14 protein-coding genes are annotated in these 23,964 nt (G+C 71.5%); 10 read left to right on the top strand and 4 right to left on the bottom strand.

The window, feature by feature from the left end:
• The first annotated feature begins 288 nt into the window (after nt 1-288).
• A complete protein-coding gene (locus AC6JA9_RS05775; RefSeq protein ID WP_223746088.1) occupies nt 289-1,524 on the top strand; it encodes a hypothetical protein in 1,236 nt (411 codons plus the stop codon).
• A gap of 3 nt (nt 1,525-1,527) precedes the next feature.
• Here AC6JA9_RS05775 and AC6JA9_RS05780 read toward each other — a convergent pair whose 3' ends face one another.
• Entirely contained in the window at nt 1,528-3,414 is a 1,887-nt protein-coding gene (locus tag AC6JA9_RS05780) for a trypsin-like serine peptidase (RefSeq protein ID WP_408888066.1), read from the bottom strand.
• A gap of 349 nt (nt 3,415-3,763) precedes the next feature.
• On the opposite strand from AC6JA9_RS05780, the gene AC6JA9_RS05785 reads away from it, so the two are divergent.
• Both AC6JA9_RS05785 and AC6JA9_RS05790 read left to right on the top strand, forming a co-directional pair.
• On the top strand, nt 3,764-8,107 hold the full coding sequence (locus tag AC6JA9_RS05785; protein WP_497959227.1) for a DEAD/DEAH box helicase: 4,344 nt from the start codon (nt 3,764-3,766) through the stop codon (nt 8,105-8,107).
• A 69-nt stretch (nt 8,108-8,176) separates the two neighbouring features.
• On the top strand, nt 8,177-10,759 hold the full coding sequence (locus tag AC6JA9_RS05790; RefSeq protein WP_473570279.1) for a S8 family peptidase: 2,583 nt from the start codon (nt 8,177-8,179) through the stop codon (nt 10,757-10,759).
• A gap of 27 nt (nt 10,760-10,786) precedes the next feature.
• On the opposite strand, the gene AC6JA9_RS05795 is transcribed toward AC6JA9_RS05790, so the two are convergent.
• Entirely contained in the window at nt 10,787-11,527 is a 741-nt protein-coding gene (locus tag AC6JA9_RS05795; protein WP_223746092.1) for a metallophosphoesterase family protein, read from the bottom strand.
• Between the two features lie 205 nt (nt 11,528-11,732).
• Between AC6JA9_RS05795 and AC6JA9_RS05800 the strand changes: the two genes are divergently transcribed.
• Nucleotides 11,733-12,323 carry a biliverdin-producing heme oxygenase gene (locus AC6JA9_RS05800; protein WP_497959228.1) on the top strand — a complete coding sequence of 197 codons (591 nt, stop codon included), beginning with the start codon at nt 11,733-11,735 and terminating at the stop codon, nt 12,321-12,323.
• A 7-nt stretch (nt 12,324-12,330) separates the two neighbouring features.
• Here AC6JA9_RS05800 and AC6JA9_RS05805 read toward each other — a convergent pair whose 3' ends face one another.
• Nucleotides 12,331-12,894, bottom strand: a complete 564-nt coding sequence (locus tag AC6JA9_RS05805) for a DUF420 domain-containing protein (RefSeq protein WP_074949357.1) — start codon at nt 12,892-12,894, stop codon at nt 12,331-12,333.
• A gap of 171 nt (nt 12,895-13,065) precedes the next feature.
• Between AC6JA9_RS05805 and AC6JA9_RS05810 the strand changes: the two genes are divergently transcribed.
• The 6 genes from AC6JA9_RS05810 (at nt 13,066) to AC6JA9_RS05835 (ending at nt 22,999) form a co-directional block, all read left to right on the top strand.
• Complete coding sequence (locus AC6JA9_RS05810) at nt 13,066-15,105, top strand: DUF1585 domain-containing protein (protein WP_497959229.1); 2,040 nt, start codon at nt 13,066-13,068, stop codon at nt 15,103-15,105.
• A complete protein-coding gene (locus AC6JA9_RS05815) occupies nt 15,105-15,782 on the top strand; it encodes a hypothetical protein (protein WP_141323349.1) in 678 nt (225 codons plus the stop codon). The genes AC6JA9_RS05810 and AC6JA9_RS05815 overlap by 1 nt, the downstream gene beginning before the upstream one ends.
• Nucleotides 15,783-15,799: 17 nt before the next feature.
• The gene (locus AC6JA9_RS05820; RefSeq protein WP_223746095.1) at nt 15,800-17,197 is read left to right on the top strand and encodes a DUF1501 domain-containing protein; all 1,398 of its coding nucleotides are present in this window, start codon (nt 15,800-15,802) and stop codon (nt 17,195-17,197) included.
• Nucleotides 17,198-17,204: 7 nt separating this feature from the next.
• Nucleotides 17,205-18,770 carry a hypothetical protein gene (locus AC6JA9_RS05825; protein ID WP_223746096.1) on the top strand — a complete coding sequence of 522 codons (1,566 nt, stop codon included), beginning with the start codon at nt 17,205-17,207 and terminating at the stop codon, nt 18,768-18,770.
• 29 nt (nt 18,771-18,799) lie between these two features.
• A complete protein-coding gene (locus AC6JA9_RS05830; protein ID WP_497959230.1) occupies nt 18,800-22,519 on the top strand; it encodes an FG-GAP-like repeat-containing protein in 3,720 nt (1,239 codons plus the stop codon).
• A 66-nt stretch (nt 22,520-22,585) separates the two neighbouring features.
• Complete coding sequence (locus AC6JA9_RS05835) at nt 22,586-22,999, top strand: hypothetical protein (RefSeq protein WP_426748040.1); 414 nt, start codon at nt 22,586-22,588, stop codon at nt 22,997-22,999.
• 10 nt (nt 23,000-23,009) lie between these two features.
• Here the strand turns inward: AC6JA9_RS05835 and AC6JA9_RS05840 are convergent, their stop codons facing one another.
• Nucleotides 23,010-23,954 (bottom strand): DMT family transporter, encoded by a 945-nt coding sequence (locus tag AC6JA9_RS05840; protein ID WP_497959231.1) that lies wholly within the window; start codon nt 23,952-23,954, stop codon nt 23,010-23,012.
• Nucleotides 23,955-23,964: the final 10 nt, after the last annotated feature.

The raw sequence follows: 23,964 nt of genomic DNA on the forward strand, positions 1-23,964 counted from the left end.
ATGGGTAGCATCATGCAAAACAAGATTTGCCCTGAATCGGCTTGCGTCAAGTGAGACAGGGTCGTGCCGGATGACGCGCACGGGGGGAAGCACATGGTGAAGTTGAATGCTCGACTGCGGCGGTGGGTGATGATTCTGGGAGCCGCGGTCACGCTGGGGGCGGGGACGGCGTACGCGCAAATCATCCGGGAGGGCGCTTGCTGTGTTCCCTGTTCGTGCAATCCGGATGGAAGCACCGGCAAGTGCTGTGCGCCCTGCTAAGGACATGCATTCCACGTGAGTCCGGACATGTCCAATGCGATGCGGATGGCGATGCGCCTGGGGCGAGGCTCCCTGGTCCTGGGGGTGTTCGCGGCGGTGGCGTGGGTGTCCTGGTTCGCCACGTCGTCCGTGTTGACCTCGCGGACCTCCGCCAATGCGTGTGTCGCGCCCGTGGTGGAGGAGGTGCCGGTGGTGGAGGCCTCGCTGCTGGCGGCGAGCACCGAGGCGTTCCAGGTCTCGCGGGGCGTGGCGCCTGAGCGCATCGAGGGCATGGGGGGCTCGGGGGGGCTCGCGCACGTCTTCCAGGGGCAGCGGCTGGCCCGTCCGGGGCTGAGTCTGATGACGGGCGCGGTCCGGGAGACCCGGCGGGTGGGGCGCGCGCAGGCTCCGTCCCCTCCGCACGAGCCGGAGCCGGTGCGCGAGGAGCTGCGCGTGCGTCCGGCGATGCAGCTCGACTGCTCCTTCGACAAGGGGAGCTTCCGCTGCGGCGAGTGCGCGACGGATGGGGACTGCCCTCAGGGGCAGGGCTGTGTCATCAACTATGACAAGCGTCGGTTCGAGTGTGCCGACAGCGAGTGCGAGGACGACTCGCATTGCTTCCCCGGGGATGTCTGTCGGGTGGCGGCGGGGGAGTTACCGGGGCCGGTGGTCCGTCGGTGTCTGAAGGCGGGCGTGCGTCAGGCGGGGGAGACCTGCAGCCGGTTGCCGACGACCGCGGACGAGGCCTGCGTGGAGGGGCTGCTCTGCATCAACCACCATTGCGGACCTCCGTGTGAGCCGGGGCAGCCGGGGACCTGTCCGGAAGGGGAGACGTGTGAGCAGAGCTCGATGGGGGCCGCGTGTCTGCCGGACTGTCGCAAGTCCGGGTGCATGGAGGGGCGGGCGTGCGCGGCGCTCAATGGGGGCTCGTTCCAGTGTCTGGAGTTGGTGGTGGATGAGTGCTCGGACGAGCAGCCGTGTGGGGGCGGGAAGAACTGCGTGGTGAGGGGCGGGCGTGGCGGGCGCGCGGGTCGGTTCTGCTCCGCGGCCTGTGAGTCCTGGCGGCCGGAGAGCTGTGGCAAGCAGAGCGTGTGCGGCGTGGGTGGGCCCACGGGCAGCACGTGCTACACGCAGTGCGATCCGGACAAGGTGGATTCGTGCCCGGAGCGGTGGATCTGCTCCACGGTGACGGAGGACCTGCAGTCGTGGGGCTGCATGCCGGACTTCCTGAGCGGCGCGAGCACGACGCGGCCGCGGCGCGGCGACGAGCCTCCTCCGTTCTGAGGACTACTGCGACTGGCTGCTGTCTCCGAGCGGCGTCACCATGGGGGGCGCGTCCTGGATGGTGCCGGGCTTGATGCGCTGGATGGCGAACTCCGGCAGGGTGGCGAGCAGGTCGGCCATGGAGAGGGCGAGGGCGAACTTGCCCTGGTTCTCCTTCCACTCACCGGCGAAGTGCAGGCCCACGACGACCTTGTCGTCGCGCAGGTCGACGAGCGGCGCGCCGGCGACGCCGACGGTGGTGCTGACATCGCTGCGCAGGGCGCGGACGACCGAGGGCCGGGGCTCCTGGCTCGGGGTGAGCGACACCACGCGGCCGGGCATCAACCGGCGGATGTCGTAGAGGTCGCCCAGCAACGGGCGCAGGAAGTTCTTGGGCAGGTTGCTGCCCTCGGAGGGATAGCCGATGACGTAGACGTACTGGTCCACGTGGGACTTCACCGACTCGGGGTTCCACTCGAGGGTGACGGGCGGGTGGCGCTGCGTGTCGTGCTCGGCCAGCTCGAGCAGGGCGATGGTGCGCGGCGCGGTGGATGACGTGTCGTGGTGGGCGAAGATGACGTGGGTGACCCGGTGGGTCTGCTTCGGGCTGTTGCCATCGTCGTCGAAGGTGAACCGCCAGGTCTCTCCGGTGAGCGGCTGGGGCTCGGGGTGGTCGAGCATCAAGGGGGGGACGTGGTCTCCGACGGTCATGATGACCCGTGGCGCCACGGCGAACGCCGTCAGGTAGGTGGTCTTCCCGTCGGGCTTGGTGATGAAGAGCGAGCCGGTCGCGCGGCTGACGGGGAAGCCAGCGTCCTGGCCTGACTTCAAGAGCTGTTGCCAGCTCTCCGGGAGCACGTCCGAGACGCGGTCACCCTGCATGCGCAGCGCGGGCCGCACCTGGGCCATGACCTCGTACTTGTCGGGCGGCGCGGCGCGCGCGGCGAGGGCGACGCCTTGCTTCTCGGGCTCGGTGGGCTTGCGCCCCATCATGGCGTACTGCAAGCGGTCGTTCTGGGCCTGGATGAGGTCCTCCTGGGTCTTCTGCTCCGCGGGGAGCAGGTCCAGGAGGTCCGCGCGCAGGAGGTAGACCTCCGCGAGTTGCGTCGAGCCGGCGACCTGCCGGTCGAGGAACGCGCGCAGCTTCTTCACGCTCTCGAGGCTGTCGGGGCTCAAGCCCGTCAGGGTGGCGCTCCGCTCGCGCAGGTCGATGTACTGGCTCCAGACCTCGGCCCAGGCGCAGAACTCGGCGCGAGACACCTTGGACAGCACCTCGTCGTCGGCGGCGAGCTGCGCCCAGATGAGTCCACAGGCGACGTGGAACGAGGCCCGCTCCACGTCGGGCTGTCCGGCGATGTCCAGGACCTGTCCGTCGACCCGGTGCCCCTCGGAGCGCAGCGGGCCCCGCGTCCAGCTCGCCAGGGCGCGGACTCCGGTGGGGTGCTTCTCCACGACGCCCGTGAGCTCGTTGGGGGTGCTCACCCTTTCGCGGAGCCAGGTGAGCAGTTCCTTGATGTTGATGCCCTGGACGGTGAGCTCGACGGAGGTGAGGTCGTTGGCCGAGGAGAGCAGGGCGTCGAGATTGCCATTCCCGAACGTGGAGTCGGGCAGGGGTGTGCTGGCGCCGAAGGTGGCGGGGTTCTCGGATTCGTTCGCGCGCTCTCGCCGCTGGCGCTCCTGGTCGAGCAGGGTCTTGAACGCCCGGTGGTGGTAGGCGATCTGCCGCGCGAAGGCCTTGGCCTCCGTGGCCTTGGCCTCACCCGTCTCGAAGAAGTCGAACCGGCCGATGTACAGGCGCTTGTCGAACCAGACGCGCTGAATCTCGGAGAAGAAAACGGCACCGAGGCCCAGACACACCACCGCCAAAACCGAGGTGTAGAGGACCTTCGCCACGAAATCCGAGAACGCCATGCCTGGAACCTCTGTCGACCGCGCGGCCTGGCGGCTCAAAACCCATCCCGAGGAGCCTGAAATGCTAGCGAAGGCGAGGAATCGCTGACAAGGCAGCGCTCCGAGGGAACAGGGCCTCAGTGTCTGTCTTTCCTCGGGGCTCGGCCCGGATGAGAGTCATTGGGTTGGATGGAGACCACAGGATGTGTCGGGTCGTCCCGCGCATGGGGCCTGACACGTCGGCGCGGGCAGCCTGTCCGCCCTCCTGGCGACTACCCGGGCGGAGGGTGTGGGCGTGGGTCCTCCCACGCGGTGCGCGCGTTGACGCCCGCCTGTACCTGTGTTCAGGCTGCCACCTGGAGAGGTGTGCATGGCCCCGCAAATCAGCCTCGACTTCGCCGCCGAGTGCGCGGCCCACCCGGCCCTGGCGAGCTTCCACCCCGTGGTGCGTCGTTGGTTCGCCGAGCGACTGGGCGAGCCCACGCGTCCTCAAATCGAGGGCTGGCCCCTCATCCAGGCCGGGCACGACGTGCTCATCGCCGCGCCCACCGGCTCCGGCAAGACGCTCACCGCGTTCCTCGCCGCGCTCGACTCGCTGTTCCGGCTGGCGCTGGAGGGGAGCCTGGAGGACCGCACCCAGGTGCTCTACGTGTCGCCGCTCAAGGCCCTGGGCAACGACGTGCAGAAGAACCTCCTCCAACCCCTGGAGGAGCTGCTCTCGCGCGCCCGTGGCGAGGGCTACACCCCGCGCGAGCTGCGCGTGCAGGTGCGCAGCGGCGACACGCCCGCGTCCGAGCGCGCGCAGATGGTGCGCCGTCCTCCGCACATCCTCATCACCACGCCGGAGTCGCTCTACCTCTACCTCACCGCCGAGCGCGCCCGCGCCACGCTCAAGGGCGTGCGCACCGTCATCGTCGACGAAATCCATGCGCTCGCGCGCGACAAGCGCGGCAGCCACTTCACGCTGTCCATGGAGCGGCTCAAGGCCCTCACCGAGGTGCGCCCGCAGCTCATCGGCTTGTCCGCCACCCAGAAGCCGCTGGACGCCATCGCCGGCTTCCTCACCGGCGCGAGCCACCGCCCGTGCCGCAAGGTCGAGGTGGGCCACCTGCGCCCGTGGGACTTGACGCTCGAGATTCCGGACGCCGAGCTGTCCTCACTGGCCACCCACGAGATGTGGGGCCAGGTCTATGACCGGCTCATCGCGCTGACGGCCTCGCACCGCACGACGCTCATCTTCGTCAACACGCGCAAGATGGCCGAGCGCGTGGCGCATGATTTGGGCGAGCGGCTGGGTGAAGGGCTCGTCGCGGCCCACCACGGCAGCATGTCGCGCGAAATCCGGCTGGCCGCCGAGGAGAAGCTCAAGGACGGCCGCCTGCGGGTGATGGTGGCCACCGCGTCGCTGGAGCTCGGTATCGACGTGGGCAATGTGGACCTGGTCGTGCAGCTGGGCACCACGAAGGCCATCTCCGTGCTGCTCCAGCGCGTGGGCCGCGCGGGCCACCACAAGGCCGCCATCTCCAAGGGCATCCTGTTCGCGATGACGCGCGACGAGCTGGTGGAGTGCGCCGCGCTGCTCAACGCCGTGCGCGAGGGTGACCTGGACCGGGTCATCATGCCGGAGAAGCCGCTCGACGTGCTGGCCCAGCAGGTGGTGGCCGCGTGCGCGTGCGAGGAGTGGGACGAGCGCGCCCTCTTCAGCCTCTTCCAGCGCGCGTACCCGTACCGCGACCTCACCTGGGAGGAGTACCAGGGCGTGCTCGAGGTGCTGTCGGAGGGCATCAGCGACCGCCGCGGCCGCGCGGGCATCCACCTGCACCGCGACCGGGTGAACCAGCGCCTCAAGGGGCGCCGGGGCGTGCGCATCACCGCGCTCACCAACGGCGGCGCCATCCCGGACACCTTCACCTTCAGCGTCACCGCCCAGCCCGAGGGCAAGGTGGTGGGCACGCTGGACGAGGACTTCGCGGTGGAGTCCTCACCCGGAGACGTGTTCCTGCTGGGCAGCACCGCGTGGCGCATCCAGCGCGTGATGGGCAGCACGGTGATGGTGGAGGACGCGCGAGGCGCCGCGCCCAACGTGCCCTTCTGGCGTGGCGAGGCGCCGGGGCGCACCGACGAGCTGTCACTCCAGGTGGGGCGGCTGCGCGAGGACCTGCTCGCGCGCGAGGACGCGCAGGCCTTCCTGGAGAAGGAGCTGCGCATGTCCCCGCCCGCGGTGGACGCGCTGCTGGGCTACCTGCGGCTGGGGCGCAAGATGCTGGACGCGCTGCCCAGCCACAACCTCATCGTCGCCGAGCGCTTCTTCGACGAGGCGGGCGGCATGCAGCTCATCATCCACGCGCCCTTCGGCAGCCGCATCAACCGGGCCTGGGGCCTGGCGCTGCGCAAGCGCTTCTGCCGCTCGTTCGACTTCGAGCTCCAGGCGGCGGCGACGGAGGACGGCATCCTCCTGTCGCTGGGCGAGCAGCACTCGTTCCCGCTGTCGGACATCTTCGACTTCCTCCACCCCGAGCACGTGGAGGAGGTGCTGGTGCAGGCGGTGCTCCAGTCGCCGCTGTTCGGCACGCGCTTCCGCTGGGTGGCCACGCGGGCGCTCGCGCTCCACCGGATGATGGGCGGCAAGCGCGTGGCGCCCAACCTCCAGCGCGCGCGCAGCGAGGACCTGCTGGCCGCCGTGTTCCCCGCGCAGGTGGGCTGCCAGGACAACCACGGCGGCGCGGACGTCGAGCTGCCGAACCACCCGCTGGTGAAGCAGACGATGGACGACTGTCTGCACGAGGCCATGGACGTGGAGGGGCTGCGTGAGGTGCTCCGGCGCATGCGCGACGGCCGCATCCGCCTGGAGGCCCGCGACGTGCCGGAGCCGAGCGTCTTCGCGCACGCGATGATTCACAGCCAGCCCTACACGTTCCTGGACGACGCCCCGGCGGAGGAGCGCCGCGTGCGCAACGTGGCCCTGCGCCGCGCCATGCCAGCCGAGGACGCGGCCGCCTTCGGCGCGCTGGACGCCGCCGCCATCGCCACGGTGGTGGAGGACGCCGCGCCGCCGATGCGCGACGAGGATGAGCTGCACGACCTGCTCCTCCAGTGGGTGCTGGTGCGGGACAGGGATGTGCCCCGGGGGCTCGCCGAGCCGCTCTTCCAGCAGGGGCGCGTGTCGTGGCTGACGCTCCCCGGCGGGCGCTTCCTGGTCGCGGCCGAGCGGGGCAGCGCGGTGCGCGCGCTGTTCCCGGACGCCATGACCCAGCCGCCGCTCCCGGTGCTGGAGCACGACCGTCCGGTGGAGCGCGAGGCCGCGGTGCTCCAGGTGGTGCGCGGGCGCATGGAGAACGTGGGCCCCGTCACGGTGGCGGAGCTGTCGCGCCTGTGTGAGCTGAGCGAGGACGAGGTCAACGCGGCCATGCATCAGCTGGAGATGCAGGGCACCGTGCTGCGAGGCCGCTTCCGTCCGCTGGAGCAGCCGCTGGCGCCGGGCGAGGCGCCGCCGCTGGAGTGGTGCGACCGGCGCCTGCTCCAGCGCATCCACCGGATGACGGTGGGCCGGCTGCGCCGCGAAATCGAGCCGCTGAGCGCGCGCGACTTCATGCGCTTCCTCTTCCGGTGGCATCACCTGGAGGACGTGGACTCGCTGCGCGGCTCCACGGGCCTGCTCAAGGCGGTGCGCCTGCTCCAGGGCTACGAGGCGCCGGCCTCCGCGTGGGAGCGCTTCCTGTTGCCCGCGCGCATGCGCGGCTACACGCCCGACCTGCTGGAGCGCGCGTGCTACGGCGGCGAGGTGGCGTGGGGCCGGCTGACGATGAAGGAGCCCAAGCCCGTGGCGGGGCCTCGTCGCGGCGCGCCCGTGACGCCGGAGCCGGAGCCCGCCCCCACGCGCTCCAGGGCCTCGCCCACGCGCAACGCGCCGCTCACCTTCGCCCTGCGCGAGGACTTGGAGTGGATGCTCGTCGCGGCCCGGCCCCACGCGGTGCTCGCGGACGGGGACGTGTGGACGCCTCCGGACCTCAGCGTCGCCGCGAAGGACGTGGTGTCGGTGCTGGAGCGCCGGGGCGCGTGCTTCTTCCAGGACCTGGTGTCGCGCGCGCGCCGGCTGCCGGCGGAAATCGAGGACGCGCTGTGGGAGCTGGTGGCGCGCGGCCTGGTGACGGCGGACGCGGTGCAGAACCTGCGCGTGCTCCAGAGCCCCGCGCACCGCAAGCGCCAGAAGCTGCTCCAGCGCGGAGGCCCGGGACGCTGGAGCCTCCTGGCGCCCGCGGAGCCGAAGACGTCGGACGAGGTGATGGACTCGCTGGCGCGCCTGTTCCTCCAGCGCTACGGCATCGTCTGGAGGGATTTGGTGATGCGCGAGGCGCTGGCGCCCACGTGGCGCGAGCTGCTCTTCGTGTACCGGCGCATGGAGGCGCGGGGCGAGGTGCGGGGCGGCCGCTTCGTGGCGGGCTTCGTCGGTGAACAGTTCGCGCTGCCGGAGGCGGTGGACACGGCGCGCGCGGTGCGCCGTCAGCCTCCGTCCGGCGTGCGAATCCAGATTTCGGGAGTGGACCCCCTGAACCTGACGGGTGTGGTGACGCCGGGGCCTCGCGTGCCCGCGCTGCCGGGGAACGTCGTGACGTACATCGACGGTGTCCCCGGAGATGTGAACGCCCTGGCGGATGAGGCCGATGCGAACGTTCGGGAGGACACGGACGACGACGAGGTGGCGCAGGCGAGCTGAGAAAGCACGTCCGCGCGGAGGCGCGATGTTAGGGTGCCCCCTTCTGTCCGCGGTGAGGGGGCATCCTGAATGCGTCGTGCATGGCTCGTGGGGTTGTGGCTGCTGCTGTCCGTCAGTGGGTGTGACGAGAGCAAGGGGGGCGGAGGTGCCGACGGTGGCACGGACCCCAACAAGGGCACCGTCACGGGGACGTTGACGCCCTTTCGCAGCAACGAGCAGTCCACGGAGGGCGGCGTCTCGCGCGAGCTGAAGCTGCCCTTCGGCAGGTCGGTGGCGAACCGGCTGGCGGAGCAGATTCGCGAAGCCCGGGCGCAGTCCTCGCGCCGCGCCGCGCTGGAGCAGACGGACCCTGAGCTGCCCATCATCCCCGCGCCGCTGGGGCCGCCGCCGCTCTCGCGCGTCCCGGATGAGGACCCGACCATCCCCGGTGACGTCGTCGTGCGCTTCGAGGAGTCCTCCGTCTCCCCCGAGCGCGTGCTCGCCGCCGCGAAGGTCCCCGGCTATCGCGCCGTGCACAAGGGGCACGCCAGCGAGCACCTGCACCTGGTGGGCTTCGAGGCCGAGGATGGCCACGGGGTGACGGCGGACGAGACGCGGGAGCTGGTGTCGCGGCTCGCCGCGCTGCCCGGGGTGCGCTTCACGGACCGCAACCTGCGGATGCACAAGCTCGCGGTGCCGAACGACAAGGGCTACAGCCTCCAGTGGCACTACGCCGCGCTCAACCTGCCGGCGGCGTGGGACGTGGAGTCGGACGCCACGGGCGTGGTGGTGGCGGTCATCGACACCGGCATCGTCGCGCACCCCGACCTCGACGGCCACGTGGTGCCTGGCTACGACATGATTTCGGACCCGGCCAACGCGGGGGATGGCAACGGGCGTGACGCCAACCCCCAGGACGAGGGCGGCGACATGCCGTCCGGGGGCTCGTCGTGGCACGGCTCGCATGTGGCGGGCACGGTGGCCGCGATGACGAACAACGGCTTCGGCGTGGCGGGTGTGGCCTGGAACGCGCGCATCCTCCCGGTGCGCGTGCTGGGCCGGCAGGGAGGCAGCAGCTTCGACATCGCGGCGGCCATCACCTGGGCCACGGGGGGCGCGGTGCCCGGCATCTCCCAGTCGCCCGCGGTGGCCGCGAAGGTGGTGAACATGAGCCTGGGTGGCACCGCGCCACCGCAGCGGCTCTACCAGGACGCCATCGACGCCGCCGTCGCGCGGGGCGCCACCATCGTCGTGGCCGCGGGCAACGAGAACATGGCCGCCGCCGACAGCACGCCCTGCAACCAGCAGCAGGTCATCTGTGTGGGCGCCACCGGCCTGTCCGGCCGTCGCAGCAGCTACTCCAACTACGGCTCGGGCGTGGACGTGGTGGCCGCGGGCGGCGAGATGGTCGAGGACCTCAACGGCGACGGCTACGCGGACGGCGTGCTCTCCACCGTGCTGGATGACAACCGTCAGCCCGCGTACTCCTTCTCGCAGGGCACCAGCATGGCGTCGCCGCACGTGGCGGGCATCGTGGCGCTGCTGCACGCGCACTCGGGCGGGACGCTCTCGCCCGGACAGGCGGAGAGCATCCTGAAGAGCACCGCCACGCCCGTCGCCGGCTCGCAGTGTCCGGGAGGTTGCGGCGCGGGCCTGGTCAACGCGCAGGCGGCGCTCCGACAGGTCGCCAACACGGACCCGGGCACCGTGCCTCCGAAGCTGAGCGTGTCCACCTCCACGCTGTTCTTCCAGGGGACGGAGACGCAGCACCTCACCCTGAGCAACATCGGCGGGCGTCAGGGCGGCGAGCTGGTGGTGACGGCCTCCGTGGACGGCGCGGCCCGCGCGACGGTGTCGTTCCCCGGAGGCACCACGAAGACGGTGCCGGCGTTCGGCTCGACGTCGTTCGACGTGGCGGTGAACACGGCGGGGCTGGCGGATGGGGACTACCTGGCCACGCTGAACCTGGTGGGCTCGGGCGGGGCGGGCTCGGCCACGGTGGCGCTGAAAATCGCGGTGGGCGCCGCCGCGGGCCGCGACGCCATCATCGCGTTCCTCTGGCAGGACGACCTGACCGGCGAGTGGGAGACGGACCGCGACTCGCTCACCGGCGTCTCGGCCGCGCGGGGCTACGCGTACTCCATCTCGCTGGTGCCCCGGACGTACTACACGCTGGCGACCATCGACGAGGACGACGACGGCAACCTCTTCGAGGACGGGGAGCTCACCGGCTTCTGGCGCAACGTCGACTCGTTGGAGGCCATCGACGTGACGGCCCGCTCGACGACGCGCAACATCGACTTCGCGCTGCTCCCGCTGGCGCCCATCGACGATGACCCGTCGCTCCAGGTGGGCGCGCCGTGCTCGCTCGACTCGGAGTGCGGCGAGGGCCTCTGCAACACGAACTTCCCCGGCGGCTACTGCACGCTCCAGTGCAACTCGACGGCGTGCCCCGCGGGCTCGAAGTGCTACGTCGTGAACTCGGTGACGGGCCTGAAGAGCTGCCTGGACAGCTGCTCGCGGGAGATTGGCACGGGGCAGGGTGACTGCCGCTCGCAGTACCGCTGCTACAGCGACGGCACCGGCATCGGCGCGTGTCAGCCGAGCTGCCTCGGGACGGGGCTCAGCTGCGCGGCTCCGGCGACCTGTCGCTCCGACGGCTTCTGCCGCTGAGGGCATGAGACGGCGGCGGAAGGGGCCTCAGCTCTTCGCCGCCGCGCGCTCCAGCAGCACCGCGCGGCTGTCCACGTTGAGGACCTGCGTGCCGCTCGGCAGCGTGGCGAGCGGCTCGTCCCAGTGGGCGTGGCCACAGATGACCAGCGAGCCCGGGGCCCTCTCCACGGCCTCGCGGATGACGGGGCTGCCGCGCAGTCGCGTGCCCTCGACGTCCGGCCCCTGATGCAGCACCAGGACGTCCGGCCCGGTGCGCAGCACGTCGACGAGATGGCCCAGGAACTGGGACTCCTCGCGGCGGCCCGGCTTGCCCGGGTGTCCGATGATGCCGCCCACGCCGCCCACCTTCAGCCCGTCGAGCTCCACCACCTCCCCGTCGAGCAGGCTGACGCCGGGGCGCTGCTGGAAGCGCGTCTGCTCCCGCGCGCCGCCGAAGGTGTCGTGGTTGCCGGCCACGCCCACCACCCAGCGGAAGTGGGACGCGAAGGCGAGCCACACCGAGCGCACGTCGCCGGAGGCTCCGCGCACGTTCGCGCCCGGCTCGGAGAAGAGGTCACCGGCCAGCACCACGCCGATGGCGCTCGGATGCGGCAGCTCGCCCAGCTCCCCCAGGAGCGCCAGCTCGTCGGCGAGCACCTCGCCGAGCAGCGCCACCGCGCCGTCGTGCAGCGCATGGGGCGCGACGCCCTGGAGGTCGGAGAGCACGAGCAGCGCCGAGACGTCCTCGGGCAGCACGTCCACGGTGCCCCGCAGCAGCGGGAAGAACACCGTCTCGGAGCCTCCCCGGGGCGCGGCGGATTGATAAGGCCAGCTTTGACACGGCGTCGGCTGAAGCGTCTGGATTCGCATGGCGCCCAGGTCGCCCGTCCCCACGTGTTCCTGACAGGCGCCCCCGGCCGCTGCCCGGGCGGGCGGGCCCACGCCGTGGATTTCGTCGTTCCTTCGGCGCGTCCGTGACGGCATCTTCCCCGCAGTGTCCCTGCCGCAGCGACTGAAGACGGAGACCCGCCCCCATCACGAGCGCGCCGAGTCCGCGGTGCGCCTCCTGGAGCCGGGGCTGACGCTCGATGGCTACCGCCGTCACCTGGAGGCGCTGTACGGCTTCCACCAGCCGGTGGAGGCGCGCCTTCACGAGGTGCTCGCGGAAGAGCTGCCCGCGCTGCACCTGCGCGAGCGCCTGAAGCTGCCGTGGCTGGAGGCGGACCTGCGCGCGCTCGGCCATGACGCGGCGTCGCTCGCGCGGCTGCCCCGCTGTCCCGAGCCGCCGCCGCTCCGCTCGCTGCCCGAGGCGCTCGGGGGCTGCTACGTGCTGGAGGGGGCCACGCTCGGCGGCCAGCTCATCCTGCGTCACCTGCGCCGCCACTTCGAGGGGACCCAGGCGGGCGACTTCGTCTTCTTCCGCGCCTACGGCGACGACGTGGGCCCGAAGTGGCGCGGCTTCGCGGAGGTGCTCGCGCGCGCGGCCGACAACACGTCGGAGCTGGACTTCGGGGACCGCGTGGTGAGGGGCGCCCAGGACACCTTCGACGCCTTCGAGCGCTGGCTCCGGCGTGCCCTGGGCTGACCGTGCCTCAGGGCATGGACGGCACGCTGCCGCGCAGCATGAAGAACACCACCACGCCCGTCACCGACACGTACACCCAGATGGGCGCCAGCCACCGCGTCACCTTGCGGTGCCGCGTGAAGTCCTTGCGCCACACGAAGTAGAAGGCCGCGAGCGCCATCGGCACCACGCCCATGGACAGGAGCACGTGGCTGGCCAGGATGCACAGGTACAGCCCGCGGAAGTCGCCCACGTAGCGCGTGTCGCCGTGCACGTAGTGGTACGCGAGGTAGCACACCAGGAACAGCGCGGACGCCGCGAAGGCCGACACCATGAGGTACTGGTGCACCCGCCGCGCGCCCTGCTTGATGGCCACCCACCCGGCGATGAGCAGCGCCGCCGCCGTCGCGTTGAGGCTCGCGTTGACCGCTGGCAGGAAGCGCAGATCCACGCCCTCCACCGTGGCCCCGCGTCGGCCCATCAGAATCCAGCCGATGAACGCCAGGGCCGCCACGGACACGACACCGGTGAAGACATAGAAGGCCCGGTCACTCACCCGGGGCGGAAGCGGAGCGGAGCTGACGTTCGACATGCGCCCTATGTCTCGCGCCCCGTCGAGAGATTCAACCGGCACCCGCGTCTGTCACAGGTTTGTGCCACCTTGTGGGATGAAGGAATCTGCTAGGTCGACTGGATCTCTTATCTGTAATTCTTGCATACTAGGAGACAGTCGCCCCCGACTCCCCCTCCACGGAGGTTCCCCGTGCTCCGCGAGCGTTGCCTTGCCATCCTGGCCGGCGCCGCCTTGTTCCTGGCCCTGCCAGCCTCCGCCGATGAGGCCGCTGTCTGCGCGCCCGTCGCGAAGGTGCGCCCCGAAAGACACCTGCGGCAACTGACGCTCGACCTGCTTGGCCGCCCTCCCACCTGGGACGAATACAAGGCCGTGCAGGAGAAGGGCGCCGTCACGCAGGAGGACATCCGGAAGATGATGGACAGCGAGGGCTTCTACACTCGCATCCGCAACTTCCACCGCGCGTTGATCCGCTCGAACATCAGCGGCAGCGTCAACAACAACGGCAACTCGCGCCTGGGCGGCAACGGCACCACCACCGCCTTCGGCTTCGCGAACAACCCGTCCACGGCGCTGCGCGGTGTGAACGGGCAGTCGTGCAACTCCGACATCGAGCAGAGCGCGTGTCTGACCCAGACGCAGGACCCGCACGCCGCCCCGCTGACGGCCGCGACGCGCACCTCCTGCAATGACGCCATGGGCGTGCCCATGCCGGTCAGCTTCGACTACGACACCAACTTCTACCGCTGCACGGACCTGGCGGCCGCGACCACCAACGCGGTGACGGACTGCTCGCAGCTGACGGCCTTGCCCTCCAGCAACACCTGGGCGAAGTACCGCTACTTCTGTGACAACCGCGGCTCCGGCACGGGCATCAAGCCGTTCCTCTGCCTGCCGGACCCGGCCAAGAACACCACCTCCGCGCTGACGGTGGAGACGAAGGACGCCAACGGCTACGTCATCTCCTTCGACCACCCGAACCCCGACTCCAAGCCCAGCCTGACGACGCTCAAGCGCTGCACGCTGGACCTGAACCTCAACAACAACATCAAGGGCGCGTACGCCCCGGTGCGTGGCTGCATCCAGCGCGAGGGCTTCGTGAACCGGCCCGCCGGCTACTGGGCCCCGGAGGGCGCGCCCGCGACGGTGAAGGTGTGCGCAATCGAGGCGCAGGAGCGCGTGGAGAACCCCTGGACGCGCGAGTCCTGCGAGGCGGCCCGCTTCGCCAATGACCGCAGCTGCGGGTGCGGCGTGGGCATGCGCCGCTGCGAGGTGCCGGCCATCGGCAACACGACGGACCCCCTGTACGTGCGCAACGTCTACGACTCGCGCGTGGCCGCCTTCAACGAGGAGCCGCTGCGCATCGCCGACTCGGTCATCCGCAACGACGAGCCCTACTACAACATCCTCACCACCCGCCGCTCGTTCGTGAACGGCCCCATGTCGGAGCTGTACCGCCAGCGCCAGGGCGTGGGTGTGTTCAACGTCACCGCGCCCGCGCCGCTGGAGGCCATCCCCGCCGTCGCCTACACGGACTCGGCCACGTGGCAGCCCTACACGCGCGATGCGTCGCACTCCGGCATCCTGACGACGCCCGCGTTCCTGTACCGCTTCCCCACGCACCGCGCCCGCGTGTCGGAGTTCTACGAGGCCTTCCTCTGCAAGACCTTCGTGCCCGCCTCGGACGGCAACCTGCCGGCGCCCGAGGACGCGTGCAACCGCGAGAACAACCTGGCCAAGCGCTGCGGCTGCAACTACTGCCACGCCACCATCGAGCCCACCGGCGCCCACTGGGGCCGCTACGGCGAGCGCACCGCGCAGTTCCTCTCCCCGGACCAGTTCCCGCGGCTGGACCCGAAGTGCCGCGACTGCGCCATCGCCGGCGACACCAACTGCGGCGGCGAGTGCTCGCAGTACGTGATGCAGGCCTACGACGGCGATGGCGCCAGCAGCCTGGGCATGCTCAAGACGTACCTGTACCGCACCGCGGACGAGGAGCAGAACATCGAGGCGGGCCCGCGCCTGCTGGTGGAGCGGATGTTCCAGTCGGGTGAGCTGGAGCGCTGCACGGTGAAGCGCGTGTGGAACGAGTTCCTGGGCCGGCCGATGTCGGCGGAGGAGCAGCGGATGTACCTGGCGCCGCTGGCCAGCGAGTTCGCGAAGAATGGCCACCGCTTCAAGGCGCTCATCGAGCGCGTGGTGACGACCGACGCCTACCGGAGGATCGACTGATGCGCCGCTGGCTCCTGACCGCCGCGCTGCTCGCGCTGAGCGCGGGCTGCACCAAGTCCCCCGACGAGAAGTCCGGTCCCACCGAGGACGGGACGCTCGAGCCCATCGCCAACCCCCACCAGCCCGGGGACTTCGACCCGCTGCCGGACCCGGAGGCCCAGGGCGGCAGCGTGGGCCGCGCCCCGCGCCGGCTCACCGTCGCCCAGCTGGACGCCGCCATCCTGGAGGCCGTGGGCCGCCGCTGGGTGAACGGCGGAGACGGCATCGACGCGCGCGCCTCGTCGCTGGGCCGCGCCGACTACGCGCTCGTCAACAGCGAGAACACCGAGCCCAACCTGGTGTTCGCCAAGTTCCTGGAGGACGGCGCGCGCTTCGTGTGCATCGGCCAGGCGAACGACGAGCTGAAGCTGGCGGACGCCTCCAAGCGCACGCTGTCGCGCACGCTGCCCGACGTCTGGGGGGATTTGCGCAAGCTGACGGACGCCCAGGTGCGTGAGTTCCTCGTCTACAACTCCCTGCGCTTCTGGGGCGCGCCCCTGGAGGGCGAGGAGCTGGACAAGTGGGCCACGTTCTTCACCCAGGCCGCGGCCCGGGCGGAGACGGCCAAGCGGCGCTCGGACGTGCTGGCGGTGATGTGCATCGCCATGCTGACCGACACGCGGTTCATCACCTACTGAAGCGCGGAGTGACTTCGATGAAGAAGAATCGCCTCGACGAGAACCACCGTCCCGAGCGCCGCACCTTCCTCAAGGCCGCCGCCGGCTTCATGGGCTCCACCCTGCTGGGCGGACTGCCCTTCCGCTCCTTCGCCCAGGCCGCCGCGCTGGCCCCGGCGGACCGCTGCTTCGTCTTCGTGTACTTCAACGGCGGCTGGGACCAGCTGCTCGCCTTCGACCCGAAGGACCCGGAGGAGTTCACCGCGGACCGCGCCGCGGAGACGCGCATCCTCCCCGGCTACAACCTCATCAACGACTCGCGCTTCTCCTCCATCCCCCTGCGCCCGGACATCGCCGGCAAGGGCCGCTCGAACATCGACTTCGGGCCGGCGGTGGGGCGGCTGGCGGACCACTACGATTTGATGACGGTGGTGCGCGGCATCAACATGAACACGCTGGGCCACGAGGTGGGCTACCGCTACTTCCTCACCGGGAAGATGCCCATCGGCAGCGCGGCGCGCGGCTCCTCCACCGCGACGGAAATCGTGGGGCAGATGAAGCCCCGCGTGCCCATCTCCAACATCGCGTTCAACGTGGAGTCGTACAACGACCGCTACCCCGGCTACGCCAACGCGCTGCGCGTCAGCCGCAAGGACGACCTGCTGCTCACGCTCAAGCCCAGCTCGCAGCTGCTGGACAGCGAAATCGAGAAGCAGCTGGTGGACTTCCGGGGCCAGCCCATCAACTGCGAGCAGGCCGCCTACGGCGCGCGCGGCGTGGGCACCACGTACCAGAACAGCCGCGACCAGATGCAGCAGGTGATGACGCAGCAGCTGGAGTCGTCGTTCCGCTTCGAGCTGAACAACGACGACATGGCCGCGGTGCGCCAGCGCTACGGCCTGGACCAGAGCGGCCGCTACGACAACGAGGCGGGCCGCGCCGCCATGGTGGGCACCGCGCTCAAGAAGGGCATCGCCCAGTGCGTCACCATCAACCTCACCGGCGGCCTGGACACGCACTTCGGCACCCAGCTCACCCACGCGAGCAACCAGCGCCGCGGCTTCGACGCGCTGGCCAGCCTGGTGGATGACCTGCGCGCGTCCCAGCACCCCTCGGGCGGGACGTTCATGGACCACACCACCATCATGGTGTTCTCCGAGTTCTCCCGCACGCCGCTCATCAACAGCTCCGGCGGCCGCGACCACCACATCTCGAACTCGTGCATGGTCATGGGCGCCGGCGTGAAGCACAACTACGTCTTCGGCAAGAGCGGCGACATCGGCATGGCCCCGGGCACGTTCGACTTGCGCACCGGCGCCGCCAACCCCAACGGCGAGAACATCCTGCCCGAGCACGTCATCGCCACGGTGCTGGCCTCGGCGGGCCTGGACTACAGCATCACCCGTGTGGAGCCCCTCCGTCCCATCCTCGCCTGAAAGCCGCATGCGCACCCATCCCCGAGCCCCCCGGGACCTGGCCCAGGGGCGGTCCTCCGCCCCCGGCCTCCTTCGCCTCCTCCCTCTCTGCGCCGCCGTCCTCGTCGCCGCGTGCGGCGAGGACTCACTCCCGCTGGACAGGCCCCGGCCCGTCTCGTTCCGGCCCACCGAGGTCCGGGCGAAGACGGCGTTGGCGTCCGCCCCGGGCTTCGCGGACCAGTCCGGTGGCGGCATCTTCGCCAACACCAGCGGCAAGGTGGTGCGCCTGCGGCTGGACGGCTCGCTCGGCGCGCTGGAGCCCCACCCGGGCAACAGCGCCCAGCCGGGCACGGTGAACGCCGTGTTCCGGATGGGGCCGCACAGCGCGCTCGTCGAGGCGCAGAACGGCCTGTTCCTCGCCGAGTCCGGCTGGCTCATCTCCCCGCCGTGGCGTGACGCGCTGGGGCTGGGCATCAGCGCGACGACGCAGGCCGCCGACGGCGCGGTGTGGCTGGCGCATCCCACCGGCCTGTTCCAGCTGCGCGACGGCACGCTGTCCGCCCTGAAGGTGAAGGGCGAGGCGCTCACCGGCATCACCGCGCTGGCGGCGGCGCCGACGGCGGAGGGCTCGGCGGGCGTGTGGTTCCTGCGCGGCGGCAAGCTGTACGTCGCCGTGGCCACCAGCCTGGTGCACTTCGACGTGCGCGAGGAGGGGGCGCCGCTGGCGGAGGGTGAAGAGGTGCAGTCGCTCGCCGGCCTGGGGCCGGGGCTGGGCACGGCGGGTGAGCTGTGGCTGCTCACCAGCCAGGGCCTCCTGCGCCGCCCGAAGGAGGGCTGGCGTCGGGTGACGCTGCCGCAGCGGCCCGCGCAGCTGCTCGCGTCGGGGCGCTTCTTGTGGGTGAAGTCGAGCGACGCGCTGCTGCTGTACGACGCGGACGCGAACGAGTGGGGCCTGGCGCAGGGCATCGACACGCGCGAGTTCCGCTTCCTGTCCGCGGACGAGAGCGGCTGCGCGTGGGTGCAGCTGGGCGGCGAGACGGTGGCGGTGAGCAGGTCCCCCGCGCCGCGCGTGACGGGGCTGCACCAGGGCATGCAGGTGGTGGAGGACGGCCTGGTGGTGCGCGCGGTGATGCCCGCGGGCGTGGACCCGGAGGAGGTCGTCTTCCAGCTCGGCGGCGCGGAGTTCCGCGCGCAGGGCGAGGGCCCCGTGTACAGCCTGGGGGGCACCGAGGACGACGGCACGCCCAAGGCGTACTCGTTCGCGGGCCTGCCCGCCGGCCGTCTGGCCCTGGGCGTGGTGGCGCGCTTCCTGGATGGCACCGAGGCGAAGCGGCTGGTGCCCTTCGACTACCAGCCGGTGAGCACCGCGGTGCTGAGCTGGGCGACGGACATCCAGCCCATCCACGTGTCGCGCTGCGAGAAGTGCCACATCACCGGCCCCGGCCGGGCGCTCAACACGTACGAGCTGTGGAAGGAGAACGCGGCGCTGATCACCGCCGCGGTGAGAGACCAGCGCATGCCCGCCGACGGGCCGCTGGACCCGCAGCTCATCTCCCTCATCCAGCGCTGGGCCGCGTCCGGCGCGAAGCCCTAGTCGTCCCGCCTTACCCCCGAGGCACCCCCATGATTCGATTTCCTCGCGCGGCTCCCCTGCTCGCGCTCCTCGTGACGGCCTGCTCCGACGACCTGGACCCCGCACGTGAGAACGAGCCGCCTCCGGAGGTGGACCGGTGCACGGGGCTGTCGCCCGTGAGCCTCCGCGCCGAGCCCTCGCGGGTGCGCGTGGGGTCCCCCGTGGCGCTGGTGGCCACCGGCGGCAGCGGCCAGTACCGCTACACGCTGCAGGACGGAGGCTCGTCGGGTGAGCTGCGCGGCAACCGCTTCATCGCGGGGCACACGCCGGGCAGCGACACGCTGGTGGTGGAGGACGCGCGCTGTCCCGGTGACGCGCGCGCCACGGTGGACGTCATCGCCGCGTTCGACATCGCGCCCGGGCGCGCGGACGTGCGCCCGGGCGTGTCCTTCCAGGTGGCGACGCAGGGCCTGCTGGGCACGGCCACCTACAGCCTGAAGCAGAACCGCTCTGGCGCCACGCTGACGCCGGAGGGCCGCTACACCGCGGGCGCGAACGAGGGCCTGGACCTGGTCTCCGTGCGCGACTCGCAGACGGGCGACGAGGTGGAGCTGCAGTACACCGTGAGCAGGACGGCGCGGCTGGCCGGCGCGCCCGCGTACCTGGCGGTGCCCTCGGGCTCGTCCGTGCCGCTGTTCACGCGGGGCGGCAGTGACAGGGTGGTGTGGAGCAAGGTGTCCGGGCCGGGGACGCTCGCGGCCGGGCGCATCGGCTTCCTCTCGGGCGACACGGGCGCGGCGCTGCTGGAGGCCTCCGACCCGTTCACCGGTGACAAGGCGTCCGTCACGGTGGTGGTGCTGGACGAGCTGACGCGGCCGGGCCTGGCGCACGGACGGCTCACCGACGCGGCCACGATGGTGACGGCGGACTTCGACGGCGACGGCGTGCTGGACCTCGCCGTGGGCCAGCGTGAGAGTGACCTGGGCCGGCCCACCGGCGGCGCCGTCTTCATCTACAAGGGCGGCAACGGCGGGTTGGACCCGCAGCCCTTGTGGGTGCTGACGGGCGACACGGACACGGCGCAGTTCGGTGACGCGCTGGCCGCGGGTGATTTGGACGGCGACGGGCGCGCGGAGCTGGTGGTGTCCTCGCCGGGCGCGGACGTGGCGGTGAGCAACGCGGGCGCGGTGTACCTCTACACCTTCAAGGGCGGAGCCCCGGCGCCGCTGCGCCTGCAACTGGCGGGGCTGCTGCGCGACGCGGCCTTCGGCGCGGGCATGGCCGTGGCGGACATGGATGGGGACGGCAAGGTGGACCTGGTGGTGGGCTCGCCCGTCGGAGACCTGGCGCCCACCAACGCCATCCGCGCGCGTGGCACCGTGGACATCTACCTCTCCTCGGCGAGCGCCCCGGTGCCGGACCTGCCCTCGATTCGCCTGGGGGGCTCGGACCTGACGAGGGACGGAGCGCCCATGGCGCGCACGGGCTCGGACATGGGCCGCGCGCTGGTGACGGCGGACTTCAACAAGGACGGGCGGCTGGACCTCGCCGCGCTGAGCAAGGTGTCTCGCTACAACGCGGAGGGCGCGGTCTCCGGCACGCAGGTGGCCATCTCCGTCTTCTTCGCGCGCTCGGAGGGCATCCGCTTCCGGGCGACCCCGGACGTGTACGTGCTGCCCGCCAACCTCGCGGACTCGAACGAGGGCACGTGGCGGCTGGGCGCCATCCCCGGTGATGACACGCGCCCGCCGTTGCTGATGGCGGTGGCGGACCGCGCGGACTCGCCGGACCTGAGCGCCAGCGGCGGCAACCGCGCGGCCAGCGACGCGGGTGGCGCGCTGCTGTTCGACCTGAGCACCCACGCGCCCACCGGAGACCCCGCGGCCACGCCGCCGCAGGTGAAGCGCGAGGAGGCCTTCGCGCGCATCTACGGCGAGTCGGGCGGCATCGTCGCGGGACGCAGCTTCGCGGTGCTCGACGTGGACGGCGTGCCGGGGCCGGAGCTGCTCCTGGGCGCCCCCTACGCACAGCCCGGCACGGGCGCCACCGCGCTGCGCTTCGGTGGCAAGGTGCTGGCGTACCCGCTGGCCACGCTGACGAAGGGCGCGGTCATCAACAAGCCGCTGCTGTCGCTCAACGGCACGGCCCGGTCCGACACGCTGGGCGCGGGCCTGGCGGTGTGGAAGCTGCCGGAGGGGGACTCGCTGGCGGCCTTCGCAGGACGCGCGTCGTCGGAGGCGGGCGCGTACACCGGCCGCGTGGAGCTGTTCCGCCGGGGTGGCGCGTCGCTGACGGAGTGGGCGCGCACGCATTCCTATGTCCCCGCGCGGCCCAGCGTGGAGCGCGTGGGCGAGCAGGTGGCGGTGACGACGGGCGCCTCGGGCGCGCTGGCGCTCCTGGGCGCGCCGGGGTGGTCCGGCGCGGGCGCCAATGGAGATGGTGACGCGCTCTCCATCGGCCGCGCGTACGTGCGTCCGGTGGCGCGTACGGGGGATGCGACGGTGGCCGCGGAGGGCGCGCCGTCCCCGCATACGGCGGGCCGCTCGGTGGGCGCGGACGTGGCCTTCACCGACTTCAACAAGGATGGCCGCCCGGACCTGGTGGTGGGCGCCACGGGCCTCATCGTCCCGGCGAGCACCAGCGCGGAGCACGCGGCGCAGTACCACACGACGCGCGCCGAGTGCCTCACCACGGGCAGCCAGTCCGTGGGCGGCGTGCTGGTGTCGCTCGGGCAGGCGGACGGCAGCTACAAGCCCGCGTACCGCATGTGGGCGCCGCTGCAGATTGCCGGCTGCACGCCGGAGACGGACGCGAAGTGCAAGCGCTCGGCGCTGGGGCGTGGGCTGGTGGGCGGCTTCGACTTCAACAACGACGGGTTCCAGGACGTGGGCGTGCTGCGCGACCGCGGCATGGAGGTGTTCCTGGGCCGCGCGCCCGACGACACCGGGCTGAGCAAGCTCACCATGGTCTGCGACCCCGTCTACACCTGGCCCTCCATGGCGCTGCAGACCAGCGCGCTCACGTCGCTGGGCGACATCGACGGCGACACGTGTGACGACCTGGCGTGGCGCTACGCGGAGGGCACCCGCTCGGGCGTGGCCATCCTCCTGGGCTACGGCGCGAAGTGCTCGCGCACCACGGCCACGGTGTGGCGCATCGCCGCGGACAGCGAGGTGCAGCTCAACAACCAGGGCCTGGGGCTCGCCATCGCTCGCGCGGGCAAGGTCCTGGGCAACGCGGGCGGTGGTGGAGACGCGCGCGACTTCCTGGCCATCAGCGCCACGTCCGTGCCCTTCAACGGCACCACCCAGCCGGTGGTGCTGCTCGTCGACATCGCCACGCTCCGGGCGGAGATGGCCAAGCCCGAGCACGTGGCCTCGGGCGTGGTGGGCCTCTTCGGTGACGGGCTCAGCCCCATCGTCCTGGTGCACAAGTCGCGCGCGGTGGGCTTCGGCACGTCGCTGGCGGGCAACGTGGACCTGTCGGGCGACAAGGTGCCGGACCTCGTCGTGGGCGCGCCGGGCGCCTCCGAGGCCTCGGATGGCGGCGGCGCCGTGTTCATCTACGCGGGCGGCCCCGGCATGCAGGGCGCGCTGTCGCCCTTCCTCCTCGTCGCCGGGGATGGCTCCGAGCGAAGCCAGATTGGTCAGGATGTCGCGCTGACGCCGGGTAACCAGACTACGCCGCCCACGCTGGTCATCGGCGCGCCGCGCAGCTTCCGGACGGGCACGCAGAACGGGACGGCGTTCTCGCTGCCGCTGCGCTTCTAGCGGCGGGCCAGTGGGAAGCGGAGGCCGTCGGTCCTATCCTGGGCCCGGCCTCTTCGCGGGAGTCGCATGGCAAGGGATTGGGAGCAGGAGTGGAGCCACGGCGCGCAGCGTGCGTGGTTGGAAGCGCCGGACATCCTGTGGGCGCGCTTCCGGGGCGCCATCACCGAGGACACGTCGCGCTGGTCCTGTGGCCTGTACCAGTCGCTGTCCGCCGAGGGGCGCTTCTACCTGGCGGCGGACATCGCCGACTCGCAGCTGAGCCCGGAGTCGCGCCGCTACCTGGTGGAGCACGCGAAGGCGGACTGGTTCCTGGGCATCGTCTACGTGGGCGCGGCGCTGGAGCAGAAGGCCACCACCAAGAGCCTGATGGTGGGCTCCATGCTCACCGGTGGACGTCCGCTGGACGTGCGCTACGTGGACACGCTCGACGAGGCGCGCGCGTGGATTCAGGAGCACCGCGCGCTGAACGCGCCGCGGTGAGCGAGTGCCCTCAGCCCCGGGCCTGTTCGTCGGGCCGGGGCGGGGACTGCTGGGGCAGCGCGTTGGCCAGGGCCGCGCTCCCGAGGATGAGCGAGCCGCCCACGACGAGCGACAGCGTGAGCGGCTCGCCGAGGAACGCGACGCCCAGCACCACCGCCACCAGCGTGTCGAGCAGCGCCATGATGCCCAGCGCGGTGAGGGAGATGCGCGGCAGGAGCCAGTAGAGGCACAGGTAGGTGAACGCGGTGCCGAAGATGGCCAGGTAGAGCACCGCTCCCACGGCGCGCGGCGTCCACGTCACGGCAGCGTTCGACTCCAGCAGGAACGAGAGCGCGAGCAGGGGCGCGGCGCTGCTGAGCGCCTGTCCGAAGACGAGCACGCGCGGAGGCACGTGCGCCATGTGGCGACGGACGAGCACGTTGGCCACGGCGATGAGGACCACGGACAAGAGCGTCATCCCCACGCCCAGCAGCATCTTGCCGGACAGCGCCATCCCCTGGATGTCGGAGGACTGGAGCAGCACCACGCCCGCCACGCCCAGGCCCGCGGCCAGGAGCTTGCCGGGGGTGAGGGGTTGGTCCGGCAGGAGGAGGCGGCCGACGAACAGCAGCCACACCGGGAAGGTGGAGAACAGGAGCGCGGCCCAGCTGGATGGAATCCACTGCTGCGCGAAGAAGAGCAGGGTGAAGGGCGCCGCGAGCTGGAGCAGGCCCAGCGCGGCGATGCGTCCGCCGGTGCGCAGGTCCACCTGTCCCGCGGCGCGGGCGAAGGGCAGCAGGACGAGCCCCGCCACCAGCATGCGCGTGCCGAGGAAGCGCAGGGGCGGCAGGTCCTCCAGGCCCACCTTCACCACGGACCAGGTGGAGCCCCAGAGCAGGAAGCAGGTGCAGTAGGCGAGGGCGACCTTCAGACGGCTCGCGGGCTTCACGGGGCCGGAGGCGACAGCGGAGTCCATGGTGGCGTCG

The organism is Myxococcus sp. MH1, from assembly GCF_059738865.1.

Bases quoted from the DNA above. Each gene is read 5' to 3' on its own strand.
- AC6JA9_RS05785 (WP_497959227.1), top strand. From the start codon at position 3,764: ATGGCCCCGCAAATCAGCCTCGACTTCGCCGCCGAGTGCGCGGCCCAC.
- AC6JA9_RS05790 (WP_473570279.1), top strand. From the start codon at position 8,177: ATGCGTCGTGCATGGCTCGTGGGGTTGTGGCTGCTGCTGTCCGTCAGT.
- AC6JA9_RS05830 (WP_497959230.1), top strand. From the start codon at position 18,800: ATGATTCGATTTCCTCGCGCGGCTCCCCTGCTCGCGCTCCTCGTGACG.
- AC6JA9_RS05835 (WP_426748040.1), top strand. From the start codon at position 22,586: ATGGCAAGGGATTGGGAGCAGGAGTGGAGCCACGGCGCGCAGCGTGCG.
- AC6JA9_RS05815 (WP_141323349.1), top strand. From the start codon at position 15,105: ATGCGCCGCTGGCTCCTGACCGCCGCGCTGCTCGCGCTGAGCGCGGGC.
- AC6JA9_RS05840 (WP_497959231.1), bottom strand. From the start codon at position 23,954: ATGGACTCCGCTGTCGCCTCCGGCCCCGTGAAGCCCGCGAGCCGTCTG.
- AC6JA9_RS05820 (WP_223746095.1), top strand. From the start codon at position 15,800: ATGAAGAAGAATCGCCTCGACGAGAACCACCGTCCCGAGCGCCGCACC.
- AC6JA9_RS05775 (WP_223746088.1), top strand. From the start codon at position 289: ATGTCCAATGCGATGCGGATGGCGATGCGCCTGGGGCGAGGCTCCCTG.
- AC6JA9_RS05825 (WP_223746096.1), top strand. From the start codon at position 17,205: ATGCGCACCCATCCCCGAGCCCCCCGGGACCTGGCCCAGGGGCGGTCC.
- AC6JA9_RS05780 (WP_408888066.1), bottom strand. From the start codon at position 3,414: ATGGCGTTCTCGGATTTCGTGGCGAAGGTCCTCTACACCTCGGTTTTG.
- AC6JA9_RS05805 (WP_074949357.1), bottom strand. From the start codon at position 12,894: ATGTCGAACGTCAGCTCCGCTCCGCTTCCGCCCCGGGTGAGTGACCGG.